The sequence below is a fragment of the Sulfurimonas sp. ST-25 genome (genome assembly GCF_048079205.1).
Classification (GTDB): domain Bacteria; phylum Campylobacterota; class Campylobacteria; order Campylobacterales; family Sulfurimonadaceae; genus Thiomicrolovo; species Thiomicrolovo sulfuroxydans.
Map to the genome: position 1 here is coordinate 23,558 of NZ_CP182225.1, position 14,721 is coordinate 38,278.

General features: G+C 60.7%; 13 protein-coding genes. 3 read left to right on the forward strand and 10 right to left on the reverse strand.

The window, feature by feature from the left end:
• Positions 1-60: 60 nt before the first annotated feature.
• A complete protein-coding gene (proB, locus tag ACM66T_RS00120; RefSeq protein WP_231019551.1) occupies positions 61-822 on the forward strand; it encodes a glutamate 5-kinase in 762 nt (253 codons plus the stop codon).
• Here proB and ACM66T_RS00125 read toward each other — a convergent pair.
• The 4 genes from ACM66T_RS00125 to selD form a co-directional block, all read right to left on the reverse strand.
• Positions 809-1,507, reverse strand: coding sequence for a DUF429 domain-containing protein (locus ACM66T_RS00125; protein WP_231019552.1), 699 nt, complete (start codon positions 1,505-1,507; stop codon positions 809-811). The two genes, proB and ACM66T_RS00125, sit on opposite strands and share 14 nt — an antisense overlap.
• Positions 1,498-2,145 (reverse strand): uracil-DNA glycosylase, encoded by a 648-nt coding sequence (locus ACM66T_RS00130; RefSeq protein WP_345970200.1) that lies wholly within the window; start codon positions 2,143-2,145, stop codon positions 1,498-1,500. Before ACM66T_RS00130 ends, ACM66T_RS00125 begins: the two co-directional genes overlap by 10 nt.
• A complete protein-coding gene (gene mnmH / locus ACM66T_RS00135; RefSeq protein WP_416768656.1) occupies positions 2,117-3,268 on the reverse strand; it encodes a tRNA 2-selenouridine(34) synthase MnmH in 1,152 nt (383 codons plus the stop codon). The genes ACM66T_RS00130 and mnmH overlap by 29 nt, the downstream gene beginning before the upstream one ends.
• 123 nt (positions 3,269-3,391) lie before the next feature.
• Positions 3,392-4,423: a selenide, water dikinase SelD gene (gene selD / locus ACM66T_RS00140; RefSeq protein ID WP_231019556.1), complete on the reverse strand. Its 1,032-nt coding sequence runs from the start codon at positions 4,421-4,423 to the stop codon at positions 3,392-3,394.
• A 93-nt stretch (positions 4,424-4,516) separates the two neighbouring features.
• On the opposite strand from selD, the gene ACM66T_RS00145 reads away from it, so the two are divergent.
• The gene (locus ACM66T_RS00145) at positions 4,517-4,996 is read left to right on the forward strand and encodes an HAD family hydrolase (RefSeq protein WP_231019557.1); all 480 of its coding nucleotides are present in this window, start codon (positions 4,517-4,519) and stop codon (positions 4,994-4,996) included.
• A 4-nt stretch (positions 4,997-5,000) separates the two neighbouring features.
• Here the strand turns inward: ACM66T_RS00145 and ACM66T_RS00150 are convergent, their stop codons facing one another.
• The 6 genes from ACM66T_RS00150 to ACM66T_RS00175 are packed head-to-tail and all read right to left on the reverse strand — an operon-like array spanning position 5,001 to position 12,372.
• Positions 5,001-6,824 (reverse strand): mechanosensitive ion channel domain-containing protein, encoded by a 1,824-nt coding sequence (locus ACM66T_RS00150; RefSeq protein WP_416768657.1) that lies wholly within the window; start codon positions 6,822-6,824, stop codon positions 5,001-5,003.
• Positions 6,825-6,837: 13 nt separating this feature from the next.
• On the reverse strand, positions 6,838-7,638 hold the full coding sequence (locus ACM66T_RS00155) for a magnesium transporter CorA family protein (RefSeq protein WP_416768658.1): 801 nt from the start codon (positions 7,636-7,638) through the stop codon (positions 6,838-6,840).
• Positions 7,639-7,683: 45 nt separating this feature from the next.
• On the reverse strand, positions 7,684-8,475 hold the full coding sequence (locus ACM66T_RS00160; protein WP_416768659.1) for an inositol monophosphatase family protein: 792 nt from the start codon (positions 8,473-8,475) through the stop codon (positions 7,684-7,686).
• Complete coding sequence (pgm, locus tag ACM66T_RS00165) at positions 8,476-10,158, reverse strand: phosphoglucomutase (alpha-D-glucose-1,6-bisphosphate-dependent) (RefSeq protein WP_416768660.1); 1,683 nt, start codon at positions 10,156-10,158, stop codon at positions 8,476-8,478. It abuts the gene before it with no gap.
• Between the two features lie 57 nt (positions 10,159-10,215).
• Positions 10,216-12,102, reverse strand: coding sequence for a mechanosensitive ion channel family protein (locus ACM66T_RS00170; protein WP_416768661.1), 1,887 nt, complete (start codon positions 12,100-12,102; stop codon positions 10,216-10,218).
• Positions 12,103-12,162: 60 nt separating this feature from the next.
• Positions 12,163-12,372 carry a hypothetical protein gene (locus tag ACM66T_RS00175; protein WP_231019563.1) on the reverse strand — a complete coding sequence of 70 codons (210 nt, stop codon included), beginning with the start codon at positions 12,370-12,372 and terminating at the stop codon, positions 12,163-12,165.
• 252 nt (positions 12,373-12,624) lie between these two features.
• Between ACM66T_RS00175 and ACM66T_RS00180 the strand changes: the two genes are divergently transcribed.
• On the forward strand, positions 12,625-14,721 hold the full coding sequence (locus ACM66T_RS00180; RefSeq protein ID WP_231019564.1) for a TonB-dependent receptor: 2,097 nt from the start codon (positions 12,625-12,627) through the stop codon (positions 14,719-14,721).

A 14,721-nucleotide genomic window follows, 5' to 3' on the forward strand; every position in this document is an offset into this window, starting at 1 on the left:
CTGGTACTTTGGAGACTTACTGCCATCATTCTAAATGGCAAAACAGAGCGAAAGAGATGAATGAAACGTTTAGTGATCAAGGTCGGGACCGCCGTCCTGACCGAAAACAATAATATCGCCAAGGAGCGGATGCTCAACCTTGTCTCCATGGTGGCCGAATTGAAGAAAAAATATGATGTTGTTTTGGTCAGTTCCGGCGCCGTCGCGGCGGGCTACTCGGCGCTCAAACTCGACAAGCGCAAACAGATCGGCAAGAAGGCGCTGGCGGCGGCGGGGCAGCCGATTTTGATGACCAGCTACAAAAAGAAGTTCGACATCTACGACATCGACACCGCCCAGATCCTTCTGACTGAGGATGATTTCGACTCCCGCAAACGCACGAAGATGTTCCAGGAGATCATTGATGCGCATCTTCAGAACGATATTCTGCCCATCGTCAACGAGAATGACATCACCTCCACGCCCGATCAGCTTTTCGGCGACAACGACCAGCTCTCCGCCAACGTCGCCTTTGCGATCGGGGCGGAGCAGCTGATCATCCTCAGCGATATCGAGGGGTACTTCGACAAGAACCCCAAAGAGCACGCGGATGCGCAGCTGCGCAAAAAGGTAACGATCCTCACCCCCGGAGAACTGCTGGATGAAGCGACCCCCAGCAGTTTCTTCGCCACGGGCGGGATCGTCACCAAACTGAAAGCCGCCGATTTCGTGATGCGGCGCGGCATCGATATGTTTTTGTGCAACGGCTTCGACCTCACCGCCGCCCGCAATTATCTGCTCGACGGAGAACAGACGTCGGGGACCCTCTTTACGACGGAGTGAGCCCCGGCGGCGTCAGCAGGACGCCGCACGCCGCATCCCCGAACGTCAGACATCTTTTCTCGGCAGCGTAACAGAGCGTGTAGGCGCAGACGAGGCTGTCGAGAAAATCCTCTTCGGCCTTGAGTGCTTTGCCCCTGAGCGTCCCCAGAGGCGTTTTAAGGCTGTTTGGGAGCGTTAGGACTTCAAACAGGGCCGTTTGCAGCTTCGCCATGGCTCTCAGGCGCGTCTCCCTCGGGGCGGACGCTTTGTAGCGCAGGACCTTGCCTCCGTTGAAGAGAGCGAGGATGGTGGCGTGGGGGTAGACTTCGAAAAGGGTGCCCTCTTCAAAACCGATCCCCTCGGCTTCGAGCCCTTCGTAGAGGGCAAACCCCGCATAACGTTTAAAACGTTTTTCAAACAGCTGCGTGTTGACGGCGTGAACCCCGAGGCCGTAGCGGGCAAAGGTTTTGAGGAATTGCAGCTCGTTGGGGCGGTGGCCCGTAGCGTTTGGGATGATCATCGGGGCGTCGACGCCGACGCGGCAGCCCGGATAGGCGCGGACGACGTCGAGGATCGCTTCGACCGTCTCCGCATAATTGTAAGCGACGAGCCGCGCCTCCCCATCGAGGACAGCGACGCCGCTGGGATTGCCCTCCGCCCAGGCGAGGTCGATACCGATGTAAAACGGTGCCGGTGTCAGCGGCATGCCAGTAGTGCTTCCATCCCCGCAGTGAAAGCGGGTTTGCCGCCCCGGGCGGGATGGCGGACTTTGGTATGGGAGATCTGCAGCCGTTTGAGGGCCTCTTCCGCGCTGTTGCCGACGGCGACGACGGTGGTCACGGAGGGGAAAAGGGCAAGGAGGCGGCGCAGGAAGGGGGCCGCGTAGTCGATCTCCTTGCTTGTCGGTTTGCGGTTGGAGTCGGGATCGCCCCGGCCGTGGGGGTGGAAACAGAAAGCGTTCCAGCAGAGCGCGGCGGTGCGGTGCTTCTGCAGTACTTCCCAGACGATGCCCGCACTCTGTTCGCGGGTGTAGGGGGGCCTGGCGACCCGGTAACCGTGTTGTGCCGTAAAGAGGCTTCCCTCCAGCACGCCTTCGGCGACGAGGGCTTCGGAGCTGAAGGGGATGCCGGTCAGGCGGCAGCCGTTGTAGCCGGGGGCTTCGCCGACGAGCAGCAGGGTGGGCTGCAGCGCGCGCATCTGCTGCATGTAGCACTGCAGGTTGTGGCGCTGGGTGTTGGTGCGTTTGGCGGCGTAGAAGTTGGCGGCGTCCGCAACGACGACGGCGTCCTGGAGGCGTTTGCCAAAGCGCTTGATGTCAGCGTCGATCTTCACGGCTGCGGACATAGTCGATCACCTCGCCGGCATTGCCGCGGAAGAGGACGGGGATGGGGCTTTTGGCGATCTGGTAGTCATACATGGGGTCGTAGTAGTCGCGCAGCAGCATCCTGATCCACGGTTTGTGCTGCTCGGTCTCCCCGCTGCGGAGCTGCTCGGCGAAGGCGCCGGCGAAGAGCTGTTTGATCTGCCGGAAGCGTTCATCGCCGAGGCGCCTTCTGATGCGGTCAATTCCCGCGTTGGCGTCATCGAACCAGTGCCGTTCAGGCTGCTCGGGGAACATGATCCGGTACTCCTCCAGCGCGTGGGCGACGTACTCGTCGAAAGTGATGTCCACCCGCTCTTCCATCGTGGCGGTGAGGATAATGAGCCCCCCTTCGAGGAAGTTGTCGTAGACTGGCTTTGGGATGTAGACCCGCCCGACGTTGTGGCTTTCGTGCTCGATGACGAGGTGGCGGTGCTGCGCCGCCTCGTGGCGGATCAGGGCATAAGCGAGGCGGTCCTCGAAATCGATCTGGGAGGGCTGCGGCGTGATGTGCCGCCCGAAAGAGGAGCCGCGGTGGTTGGCGAGCGCTTCGAGGTCGACGGCGTTTGCCAGTTGGTGGATCAGCAGGGTTTTGCCCGTCCCGGTACGGCCGCTGATAATGAGGGTGTCGGCCTCTGCGCTGATGCGTTCGCTCTCCGCCATCAGAAAATTCCGGAAAGCCTTGTACCCCCCCTTGAGGCGGGGCAGGGAGACCCCCGCCTCTTCCAGCCACGCCTGGGCGATCTGGGAGCGCTGGCCGCCCCGGAAGCAGTAGAGCCAGGCGTCGGGATGGGCGCCTATAAAGTCGGCCCAGGCCCGGACCCGCTCCTGTTTGTGGGGACCGACGAGCTGTTTGCCGAGGGCCACGGCTTCGGCGTTGCCGGCCTCTTTATAGCGGATCCCGATGAGACGGCGCTCCTCGTCGGTCATCAGCGGCAGATTCACGGCACCGGGGAAAGCGCCCTTTTCGAACTCGACGGGGGCACGCACGTCGATGAGGGGGCGCCCTTCAAGTACGATGCTGCGGAAGGCATCGGTGAGCGGGAGGTTCTTGCGTTTTATCGCCTCGATCTCGTCGACTGTACCGATATTAATTTCCTGAGACATTAAATTATCTTTTTGTGGGAAATGGTAAAAGCACCAAAGGTGTGTGGGCCTGCTGCCGAAGCAAACATAGCGTTAGCGTAGGCAGAGGGGCTTTGCTCCTTTGGCGTTTTCAATAAGATGATATCAAACGACATCGATCAGGTGGGCTCCGCGTTCAACGGTTTGGCCGATGCTTTTGAGGTGCAGCCCCTCTGCTTCGGCGAGGGCGAGGAAGTCGGCGACGGCCTCTTTGCGCACGGCGCAGAGCAACCCGCCTGAGGTCTGGGCGTCGCAGAGGATATCTTGCTGCTCCGGGGTCATCGGGCCGACCTTGTGGCCGTAGCTCTGGAAGTTGCGGCGGGTGCCGCCAGGAACGCACTCCATGGCGAGGTACTCCTTGACTTTCGGCAGCAGGGGGACGTCGTCAAACCGGACGACGGCACCGATGCCGCTGCCTTCAACCATTTCGGCAAGGTGGCCCAGAAGCCCGAAGCCGGTGACGTCGGTGACGGCGGTGACCCCCTCCATGTGGGCGATCGCCGCCCCGATGGCGTTGAGCGTCGTCATCGCCTCGACGGCCGGGTCGATATCCCCTTCGGCGATTTTGCCCTGCTTCTGCGCCGTCGTGAGGATCCCGATACCGATCGGCTTGGTCAAAAAGAGCTCGCAGCCCGCTTCGGCGCCGTTGTTACGCTTGAGATGTTTATTGTCGACAATACCGGTGACGGCCAGGCCGAAGATGGGTTCGGGGGAGTCGATACTGTGGCCGCCCGCCAGCGGGATGCCCGCCGCTTCACAGACGGAACGTCCCCCTTCGATCACCTCGCGGGCGACCTCGTCGGACAGTTTGGCGATGGGCCAGCCGAAGATGGAGATGGCCATCAGCGGCTTGCCGCCCATGGCGTAGATGTCGCTGATGGCGTTGGTGGCCGCGATGCGCCCGAAGGTGAAGGGGTCGTCGACAATGGGCATGAAGAAGTCCGTCGTGGAGAGGACGGAAGTGCCGTTGCCCAGGTCAAAGGCCGCCGCGTCGTCGTTGCTGGCGTTGCCCACCAGCAGGGCGGGGTAGCTGATGTTTTCGCGGGCGCTCTGGAGGATATTGTCAAGCTGTTTTGGGGAGATCTTACAGCCGCAGCCGGCACCGTGGCTGTATTGGGTCAGTCGGATGTCATCCATGCGTGGCCTTTTCGCTTTTTCCGAATCATAGTCCTCTTTCGATAAGAACGCACTTTAGAGGCGCCATGGTATGATGCTGCAAAAGGAACGCTTATGCCGAATGAAACCGTCATTGACATCCCCCACTACGCGACATTGCGGTTGCGCCACGTCGTGCTCGATTATAACGGGACGCTCGCCCTGGACGGGGCGCTGACACCGGAGGCGGCCGCACTGCTGGGTGCGCTTTGCGCGCGTTACGACGTGCATGTCATCACCTCCGATACCTTCGGGACCGTGGCCAAGGCGCTGGCGGCGTTTGACGTCACCGTCAAGGTGCTGCAAAGCAGCGACCATACGGGGGAGAAAGCGGCTTACATCTGGGAGCTCGGCGCCCCGCATTGCGCGGCGGTCGGCAACGGCGGCAACGACGCGCAGATGCTCAAAGCGGCGGGGCTCGGTATCGCCCTGGTCGGGGACGAGGGGTGCGCGACGGCGACCCTGATGGCAAGCGACATCGTCTGCAAGCAGATCGGCGAGGCCCTGGGGCTGCTGCTGAACGAGAAGCGCCTGATCGCGACGCTGCGCCGCTAACGCGCTACAGACCGTCCTTGGGCAGCTGTTTGACGTAGAGGTCGAGCTGCGGGAAGGGGATCTGGATGCCGTGTTTGTTCAGGGCGTTGTAGATAAGGATAAGGAAGTCCGAACGCAGGGCGCTGGGGCGGTTTCGGTTGGCCCACTCCACCCAGACGATCAGCTCGAAATCGACGCTGCTGCTGTTCATGTTGACCATCCACACTTCGGGCTGTTTTTCCGGGTCATGCCGGAGATAGGAGAGGCTGCTCTCTTTCAGCTCTTCGAGCACCGCCTTTTTCACCGTATCGACCTCGGTACCATAGGCAACGCCGAAGGGGATGTGGATACGCCGGGTTGCGTCCTCGAGGGTCCAGTTGATGACGTTGTTCTGGATGAAAGAGGAGTTGGGCACGACGATGTCGATGTTGTCGAAGGTTTTGACCGTCGTGGAGCGGATGCGCATGTCGGTGACGCGCCCGCGCAGGACGTCGCTGATCTCGATGGTGTCCCCGATGCGGATGGTGCGCTCGAACATCAGGATGATCCCCGCGATAAAGTTGGAGACGACCGTCTGCAGCCCGAAACCGACCCCGATGGAGAGGGCCCCGGCGATGAGGGAGATGGAGGTCATGTCGATGCCGAGGCTTCCCATGGCGATGATGACGGCGACGAAGACGATGAGGTAGTAGCCGATATTCGACGCCAGGCGCATCGACATCTGGCTCATGTCCGGCCAGCGCCGTGCCAGTCGCGCGATCCAACGCTTGTAGAACGCGCCCAGGAAGAAGCCTGCGACCAGGATCGTCAGCGCCTTGATGAGGCTGAGGATGCTGATGGGGCGTTCGTTAAAGATGAAGAGCGGGGCGGTCAGGGTATCGCCGGCGCGCTGCAGCAGCGCTTTCGTTTCGTGGAGGGTGTCGCCGACGACAAGGGCCGTTACCCCGAAGTGCGCCTTGGCGAGCGCGCGCAGCTGCGCATTCTGGGCGCGGAAAAGGCTGCGTACCTCCCCGGAGAGCCGCGCGGCGTCTTCATCCATGGTATCGAGCAGGGTGAAAAAAGGTTCGTTCTTCGCTTCGATGAGCATGCACAGCGCCAGTTTGGCGGCCGATTCCAGCTTGGCCTGCAGCGCTTTGCTGTACTCCTTACCCGCTTTCTCCAGGGCCGCGGTCAGGCGTGCACTGTCTGCGTTCTCCTCCAGTTCGGCCCCTTCCAGGGCGATTTCGGCGGCGAGCTTGCGCTGCAGGCTTTTGTCGATTTCATGCCCGGCCGCTTCCACCGTTGATGGCAGGTCGGCATCCGTGCAGCGGATCTCTTTGAGCCGTTTTGAGAGGGTGTCGGCCACGGCTTTGCCGTAGCGTTCGAGGCGCTCCCGCCTCGTTTCGAGATTCTGCTGCTGGACCTTGTAGTAGGCGAACTGGAGCTGGTAGGCGCGCAGTTGGAACTTCGCCTCGGCGGTGAGCTGTTCGATCGTCTGCTTCAAGAAGGTGAGCTTGGACTGGATGTCGTGCAGTTTGCGATCCGTACTCTCTTGCTTGACGGAGGCCAGGGCCGCCGCCGACAGGGCCGCATACCCCTGCTCCAGCGTCGGGCCGGTTTGTGACAGGAGGGCTTCGGGCTTCTCTTCGGGTGCGGGGGTCTGGGTTGCTGCACGGCGCAGCCGCTCCAGTTCGGCCCGCTCCGCGTCGGCCTGGGTGGGGGTCAGGCTCCCTGCGGCCTGTGCCGCATCGATCTGGAGGCGCAGGGCCTTGTAGAGGGCAGGTTTGTCGCTGCTCTCATAGAGGGTGGCGTTGACGTCGGCGGCCTGAAGGGTGCCCAACAGCAGGAAAATCAGTAGCAGTATGCGCATTGTCGGGCTCCTGTCAATGGTGTTGCGTGACCCGCCGCCGGTGCCACAGCAGCAGTCCGACCGATGTCACCAGCAAGAGGGAGGCCATCAGGATAACGGCATTCACGGTACCGGAAGGGGTGTCCGCAAAAGGGAGCCCGCCCGTATTCATCCCGAAGAAGCCGACGACAAGATTGAGGGGCAGGAAGATCGCCGAGATAACGGTGAGCAGGTAGATCAGCCGGTTCATCTTCTCGTTGGTGCGGGCGTTGTGGAAGTTGTAGATGTAGTCGAGCTTGGAGAGCTGGTGCAGCGCCGAGCGCAGGAGACGGTCGGTGTGCTCCTGCAGGTCGGCGTAGTGGTCGACGGGGAAGCGCTCAAGGGGTTCGTAATGCTCCGTCACCTCCGCGAGAACGGTGGTGGTGCGCGCCAGGACCCGCTCGACCCGGAGGATGTCCCGCTTCAGCCCCAGCCACTGCGTCATGAAATTGGTTTCGGCCCTGTCGGTGTAGAGCCGCTCCTCCATGTCCGCGACGCGCTCCAGGTAGCCGTTGAATCCCTTGAGCAAACGGTCGATCAGCGGGTCGATGATGCGATGGGGCCCCTCAAAACGGCTCTCGAGCGCAATGAGATCGTTGCGTTCCCTGTCGAACCGGTAGCTTCCCGTCGGGGTCAGGATAAAGCCGGTAGAGACGATCTGAACATCCTCGCCGATGACCGGCAGGCGTACGATCAGCATGTCGTAGTCGGGGTTGACGTCGAACAGGGAGGGGTGATGTTCGTTGCGGAGGTCTTCGAGGTGCAGCGGGTTGATCTTGACGCTGATGCCGTCCATAGCCGGCTCCTGGATTGGTATAGTGTCATTGTAGCGCAAACGCGGCTACGTTGCGGACGCCTCTCCCAGTTTGGCTACCAGGGCATCGTGGATCTTCCCGTTGGTCGCGACGATGATGCGCCGTTCCAGGGTATAGGGCTCCCCGTCCTCGCGGCTCACCGCCCCGCCGGCTTCAAGAACGATCAGGATCCCCGCCGCGACGTCCCACGGTTTGAGGTTGATCTCGTAAAAGCCAGCGAAAGTGCCTTTGGCCGTGTAGCAGAGGTCCAGGGCCGCGGAGCCGAGGCGGCGGATGTCGCGGGTATAGGGGAGCATGCTGCGCATGGTGCGCAGCACCCATTCGTAGTCGCCGCCCTGCTCGATCTTGGTGTAGGGGAACCCCGTCGCGATCAGTGCCCGCGGCAGGCTGTCGGCTTCGGCATCGACGCGGATGGGTTCACCGTTGAGCGTGGCACCCTTGCCCTTTTCGGCATAGAAGAGCTCTTCGAGGACGGGGTTGTAAACGCAGCCGGCCAGGGGCTGCTGCGCTTCCCAGATCCCGATGGAGATGGCGCAGAAGGGGATGCCGTGCACGAAGTTCGTCGTACCGTCGATGGGGTCGATGTAGATCGCCTTTTCGGGGTAGGTGATCGTTGCGCTGCTCTCCTCGCCGACGAGGGTGTGGTCGGGGAAGGCCTCGGCGAGCCTGGCTTTGAGCAGCTCTTCGACGGCGACGTCGTACTGGGTGACGAGGTCGATGTCGCTTTTGTAGCGCACCTCTTTGGGGGCGTGGTAGCCCTCCAGAAAGAGGCTGCCCGCCTCCTGGGCGATAGCTTTCAGAAGGTCGTAGCGCGGCATCTATCGGGCGAAGAAATCCGAGAGGATCGCCTGGGCCTCCTCCTGGATCCTTTTGAGATGGGTTTCGGAGATGAAGCTTTCGGCGTAGATCTTGTAGATGTCCTCCGTGCCCGACGGGCGCATGGCGGCCCAGCCGTTTTCGGTGACGAGCTTCAGCCCGCCCAGGGGTGCGTCGTTGCCGGGGGCGTTGCTGAAGCGCTGCACGATCGGCTCGCCGGCGAGGGTCTCGGCGGTGATGTCCTCGGGTCTGATTGCTTTGAGTTTCGCTTTCTGTTCCGGGTCCGCAACGGCGTCGATGCGGGCGTAGAAGGATTGCCCGAACTCCGCTTCGAAACCTTCGTAGATGGCGCCCGGGTCCTTGCCGGTGACGGCGCGGATCTCGGCGGCCAGGAGGTTCATGATGATGCCGTCCTTGTCCGTGCTCCACGGGGTCGAATCCATCCGAAGGAAGCTCGCCCCCGCACTCTCTTCGCCGCCAAAGGCGAGGTCGCCGCCGTAGAGGCCGCCGACGAACCATTTAAAGCCGACGGGGACCTCATAGAGTTTTGCGCCGAGGCTGCCCGCAATGCGGTCGATCATCGAGCTTGAGACGGCCGTTTTGCCGATGCCCATGTTAGTGTCTTTCCACGCTTTGCCTTCGACGAAGGGGATAAAAGAGAGCACGCCTTTTTTCCGGCGGTGGGTGAAGAGATACCAGATGGCAACGCTGAGGTAGTGGTTGGGGTTCATGAGCCCGCTGTGGGGCGTGACGATGCCGTGGCGGTCGGCGTCGGCGTCGTTGCCGAAGGCGATGTCGTACTTGTCGCGCAGTTTGATCATGGAAGCCATGGCATAGGGCGACGAGCAGTCCATGCGGATTTTGCCGTCGTGGTCCAGGGTCATGAAGGAAAAACGGGGGTCGACCTTCTCGTTGACCAGGAGAAGGTTCAGGCCGAGGAGCTTGTTGATCTTGCGGTAGACCGGCAGGGCCGTCCCGCCCATCGGGTCGACGCCGATGCGCAGTTTTGCCGCTTTGATGGCCTCGATGTCGACGATCTGCGGCAGGGCTTCGACGTAGGGGGTGATGAAGTCATAGGTCTGTACGTATTCACTGGCCATCGCCGTCTCGAGGTTGAGGGCGTGCACCGCTTCGAGGCGGTGTGTGAGGATCTCGTTGGCCCGTTTCTCGATCACGGCGGTGACATCGGTGTCCGCGGGGCCGCCGTTTGACGTGTTGTACTTGAAGCCGCCGTCGGTGGGCGGGTTGTGCGACGGGGTGATGACGATGCCGTCGGCCTTGTCGGCGTGGGTCTTGTTGTATTCGAGAATGGTGAAGGAGAGCACCGGCGTCGGGGTAAAGATGTCCTCCCCGGCGATGCGCGTCTGCACTTCGTTGGCGGCGCAGACGCGGATGGCCGTCATCTGGGCCGGGTCGGAGAGAGCGTGGGTGTCGCGGCCGATAAAGAGCGGCCCGGTAATGCCGGCGCTTTTACGGTATTCGCAGACGGCCTGGGTGATGGCGAGGATGTGCTCTTCGTTGAAACTGGCCTTGAGGGAGTTGCCCCGGTGACCGGAGGTCCCGAATGCGACCCGCTGCGTCGGTTCGGACGGGTCGGGTTTGAGCTCGTAGTATCGGGCGATCAGATCGGTCAGGTCGATCAACTGGGCATCGGTGGCCTGGGTGCCGGCGTCGGGGTGGGCCATGGGGGTCTCCTCATTACATGATTGCCCATATTATAGTCCCTTTTTTGTTGGCGAGGGTTATTTTTCCGGTTGATTTTTGAACATGGGCTCCACCGTATCACGAATGTTATCTTTGTCAAAGTAGAGCGACTGTGACGGGAAGGCGAATTCGAGGCCGTTCGCGTCGAGGATCTCCCAGATCTTGAAGATAATGTCCTGTTTGATCCGGAGCCACTCCTCCCAGTCGACGGTGTTGGTGAAGGTGTAGATGAGGATGTCCATCGACGAGGCGGAGAGCTCATCGAGGTAGACCATCAGGCTCGTCTTGATGCCGAACTTGTCCTCGACGGAGATGAGGCGCTTTTCGCGCTTTTTCAGCCGGGCGTACATCTCGGTGTCATATTCGCCCGGGACGACGGTATCGGGGTGCTCCAGGAGCATCTGGCGGATTTCGTCGATGGCCTTGGCCAGCGCTGCGCGGTCCGAACCGTAGGTGACGCCGACGTGCATCTTGATGCGGCGGCCGACCTTGCGGCGGTTGTAGTTTTTCAGCGGGACGTTGGCGAGCTTTTCGTTCGGCACCGTGATGAGAGCGTTGTCGAAGGTGCGGATATCGGTACTGATGAAGCCGATCTCGACGACGGTCCCTTCGACATCCCCCGCAGCGATCCAGTCCCCCTGGGAGAAGGAGTTGTCCGAGAGGATCTTGAGCAGTCCGAAGAAGTTGCTGAGCGTGTCCTTCGCCGCCAGGGCGACCGCCAGACCGCCGATGCCCAGCGAAGCGACGAGGCCCGTGATATTGACGCCGATATGCACCAGGAAGAAGAGGACGGCGGTGATGACGATGACGATCTTGGTGATCGAGAGGATGAGGTTGACCAGTTCGCTGCGCATCTGCCGGTTCTTGAGCGCGGTGCGCTGGTGCAGGAAGTGGTAGAAAAAGTTGTCGACCAGCCGTATGACGATGTAGCTGAAGGCGGCCAGGTAGACGAAGTAGAAGAGGGTGCTCTCATCCTGGGAGCTGCTCGGATGCTGCAGGATCTCCAGACCGACCTGCAGGCCGTAGGCCAGGATAATGATAAAGAGCGGGCGCCGGATACTTTCGATGTTGTTGAGCATCATCTCGTCCGTAAGATCCTCCTTGCGGGTGATGAGGTGTTGCATCATCCGGTAGACGCGGTAGTAGAGCAGCGCGGCGACGAGCCAGGCGAGCAGCAGGCTGGCCGCAAAGAGCGTGAGGCGGCCGACGTCGGTGTTGACGTAGCGCAGGCCCGTGTTGATCTCGGCGGCAACGGCGTTGTCGTTGAGGAAGGCGAGCAGGCTGTCGAGCTTGATGCGCTGCAGCAGCGAGCGGTACTGGAGGCTCTGGGGATGAAGTTGGAGGTAGTCCAGCAGCTCCTTATAGAAAAGGTAGTGGGTCTGCAGTGCCGCCGCGTTCTTGCGCAGGGCATCGGCAATCTCCCCCTCTTCCGTCACCTCCGCCGCGGCATGGACATCCGCCTCCACGTCGATCGCCTGAAGCTGGCCGATCTCGTCGCGGACCCGTGCGCTCAGCGCTTCCGTATCGAGGGTGGTCCACTCCGCCGCCAGGGAGGCGAAAAAGACAAAGATGCGCTGTTGCAGCTTCAGCGTCTGCACGGCGAGGCGGTCACGGGTTTCGGCGAGGCTGTTCCCCTGTTCGCGGTTGACGCGGATCTTGGCGGAGAGCCGGTAGAGCTGCGCATCCGCTTCGGAGGGGTGGAAAAAGGGATTGACGGGATTTTCAACACTGTAGGGGGCCGCTTTCAGGGCCGAGACCAGACCCGCGAAGGCATCAAGTTTTGCATCGACCCCCGCCGCTTCCGAGGCATTCGTATCGCCGCGCGGCGCGTAAAGCTCCGCTTCGACGGAGAGGACCTGCTGCCAGAACGGTTCGGCCGCGAGGAGCTGAAGACCGAGCAGCATCAGGACAAAAAAATGTTTCATTCGTATCCCCCTGTTTGATGACGACAGTATAGCGTCCGGGGGTTAAACCGCAGGAAGGGCCTAATCGAGCCCCAGCTCCTTGAGCAGCGGGTCGAACTTTGAGGAGAGGCCGACGAGGGCGTCATAAAGCAGGCCGAAACCCTTGTCTTCGGCGATCCACTCTTCGACGAGTTTGACGCCGTTGCTCTTTTCGGCATCGCTGAGTTCCGGGGAGGCGGCAATATTGTCGCGGATCGCTTCGAGATGTTCGCGGTTTTTATGACTGGGCATAATCGTCTCCTGTATGGGTGGTTTTAATAATCATAGCGAGAATAGCGTTAAATCTCTCCCGTTTCAGGGCAAACACAATTTCCGATCACGCAAACCTTAATCGTTTGAAAAAATTGGATGATGCGCATTAAAAAGATTTATTTTAATCAAAAAGAATATATGTCGTTAAACGCCAAGGTACAGGGGCTTTTCCACTTAACACTTAGGTAACACTCTTCTAATAATATTATGTATTATATTTAAGGAGTGTGTATGAAAAAGGGGATTTTGCTGAGTATCCCGGCGGCACTCACGACGCTGATGGGAGCGGATACCTACTCCCTGGACGCCGTGAGTGTCACCGCGACGAAATTCGAACGCGAAACCAAAGAGGTGCCGCAGAGCGTCGCTGTCGTCGACAACGAGGAGATCGAAGAGCGCAACGTGCTCAACGTCAAAGATGCCATCGAAACGATCCCGGGGGTGATCACGATGAGCAAGAACAACGGCTACGACAGCCGGCTCATCATCCGCGGCGCGGGGCTGAAAGCGCGCTACGGCATCCGGGAGATCATGGTCATGCGCGACGGGGTCCCGATGACGGACCCGGACAGTTTCACGCGGATGGACTTTATCGACGTTGACGACATGGAGAGCGTCGAGGTCTTCAAGGGGCCGGGTTCGATCTATGCGGCCAATGCCAGCGGCGGGGTCGTCTTTATCAAGTCCAAATCCGTTTTCGATACGGACAACAACCGTGTCAAGATCGGGTACGGCACCTATGACACCCTCAATGCCAACATCAAAGGCTCCTTTGCGATCGATGAGAGCAACTACGTCGGCGTCAGCGTTTCCCGCCGCCAGTCGTCAAACGACTGGAGGGACTGGAACGAGTTCGATACGACCCAGGCGAGCCTGAAATACGGCCACCTCTTCGAGGATGACGCCTCGCTGCAGATGGAGTTTGCCTATACCGAAGCGAACCTGCAGCTGCCCCAGTCCCTCAGCGCTGACGAATTCGCCGCCTTCAAAGAGACGGGGGAGACGACGAACACCAACGGCGCGTGGCAGCAGAGCGGCCGCTATTCCGATACCTACTTCTTCAACGTCCAGTACGAGAAGAGCTTCGGCGACCTGACCTTCAAGCCGCAGGCGTATTTCACGAAGTGGGGCCACTACCACCCGGTCACGGGGATGATCAACGACGCGCCGGACAACTACGTTATCGGGACGGACCTCGCCTTTGATGCGAAACATACGCTTTTTAACCGCGACGCCTCCCTCGTCTTCGGCCTGACGGCGCGCAGCGACATCCGTGACAACAGCAAAAAGTACACCTACCGCGACTACATTGACGTCCCGGGACCGAGTACGCGTATTATCAAGGTCACCTCCGATGCGAAAGGGGACCTGGCCGGGGTCGAAGACGGTACGAGCACGCTCTACGGCTTCTACATTCAGGAGACCTTCGCGCCCGCGGAGCGCCTGCTCGTGGACGTGGGGCTGCGGTACGACCACCTCTCCTTCGATATCGACGGGACGGAGTACCTGGCCTACGACTACGCCGACGGCAACTATACGACGGGCGAGGGCGACTACAGCGTCACCGAGTCCTACGATCTGCTCTCGCCGAAGGTCGGCGCGACGTTCGCGCTGACGGAGACGCTCAACGTTTACGGCCTCATCGCCGCGGCGAATCAGGCGCCGACGGACAGCGAAGTCCGTGCCAACCTCGCCTACGGCAGTTCCCCGTCGCTCAAAGCCTCGCTGTCGGTCAATTACGAGGTCGGTATGAAGCAGCGCAGCCGCGACTGGAGCATGGATCTGTCACTCTACTATAACGCCGTGCGCGACGAGATCGTGGCGGTCAAGGGGGCCGACAATACGACTTATTACACCAATGCCGGTAAAACGAAACGCATCGGGGCGGAGCTCAGCGTCGATTACTTCCTCAGCGACATGGTGGACGTCGGTGCCAACGGCGCCTGGTTCGATTACAGCTACAGCAGTTACGTCGACGGCGGGGTGGACTATTCAGGCAACAGGCAGCGCTACATCCCCGATTACCAGTATTCGCTCTTTGCCGGCTACCATGACGGCAGCCTCTCGGCGCGCATCGAGGGGATCAGCTACGGTCCTTTCTACATGGACGACCTCAACACGGAGAAGTACGACGGCTTTACGCTGGTCACGAACCTGAGCCTTGCCTATACCACCGGACACCACCGCTACCAGTTCAACGTCAACAACCTCTTCGACCAGCGCTACGCGACGGAAGTGGACAAAACGACCGGCTACGGCGGACCGAAGTACTACTACACGCCGGGCATGCCGCAGTTCGCGATGTTGACCTACACCTATTCGTTCTAA

Coding starts and splice junctions, on each gene's coding strand:
- selD (WP_231019556.1), bottom strand. CDS start 4,423: ATGGATGACATCCGACTGACCCAATACAGCCACGGTGCCGGCTGCGGC.
- ACM66T_RS00160 (WP_416768659.1), bottom strand. CDS start 8,475: ATGCCGCGCTACGACCTTCTGAAAGCTATCGCCCAGGAGGCGGGCAGC.
- ACM66T_RS00155 (WP_416768658.1), bottom strand. CDS start 7,638: ATGGACGGCATCAGCGTCAAGATCAACCCGCTGCACCTCGAAGACCTC.
- ACM66T_RS00130 (WP_345970200.1), bottom strand. CDS start 2,145: ATGTCCGCAGCCGTGAAGATCGACGCTGACATCAAGCGCTTTGGCAAA.
- mnmH (WP_416768656.1), bottom strand. CDS start 3,268: ATGTCTCAGGAAATTAATATCGGTACAGTCGACGAGATCGAGGCGATA.
- ACM66T_RS00150 (WP_416768657.1), bottom strand. CDS start 6,824: ATGCGCATACTGCTACTGATTTTCCTGCTGTTGGGCACCCTTCAGGCC.
- ACM66T_RS00180 (WP_231019564.1), top strand. CDS start 12,625: ATGAAAAAGGGGATTTTGCTGAGTATCCCGGCGGCACTCACGACGCTG.
- ACM66T_RS00170 (WP_416768661.1), bottom strand. CDS start 12,102: ATGAAACATTTTTTTGTCCTGATGCTGCTCGGTCTTCAGCTCCTCGCG.
- ACM66T_RS00175 (WP_231019563.1), bottom strand. CDS start 12,372: ATGCCCAGTCATAAAAACCGCGAACATCTCGAAGCGATCCGCGACAAT.
- ACM66T_RS00145 (WP_231019557.1), top strand. CDS start 4,517: ATGCCGAATGAAACCGTCATTGACATCCCCCACTACGCGACATTGCGG.
- pgm (WP_416768660.1), bottom strand. CDS start 10,158: ATGGCCCACCCCGACGCCGGCACCCAGGCCACCGATGCCCAGTTGATC.
- ACM66T_RS00125 (WP_231019552.1), bottom strand. CDS start 1,507: ATGCCGCTGACACCGGCACCGTTTTACATCGGTATCGACCTCGCCTGG.
- proB (WP_231019551.1), top strand. CDS start 61: ATGAAACGTTTAGTGATCAAGGTCGGGACCGCCGTCCTGACCGAAAAC.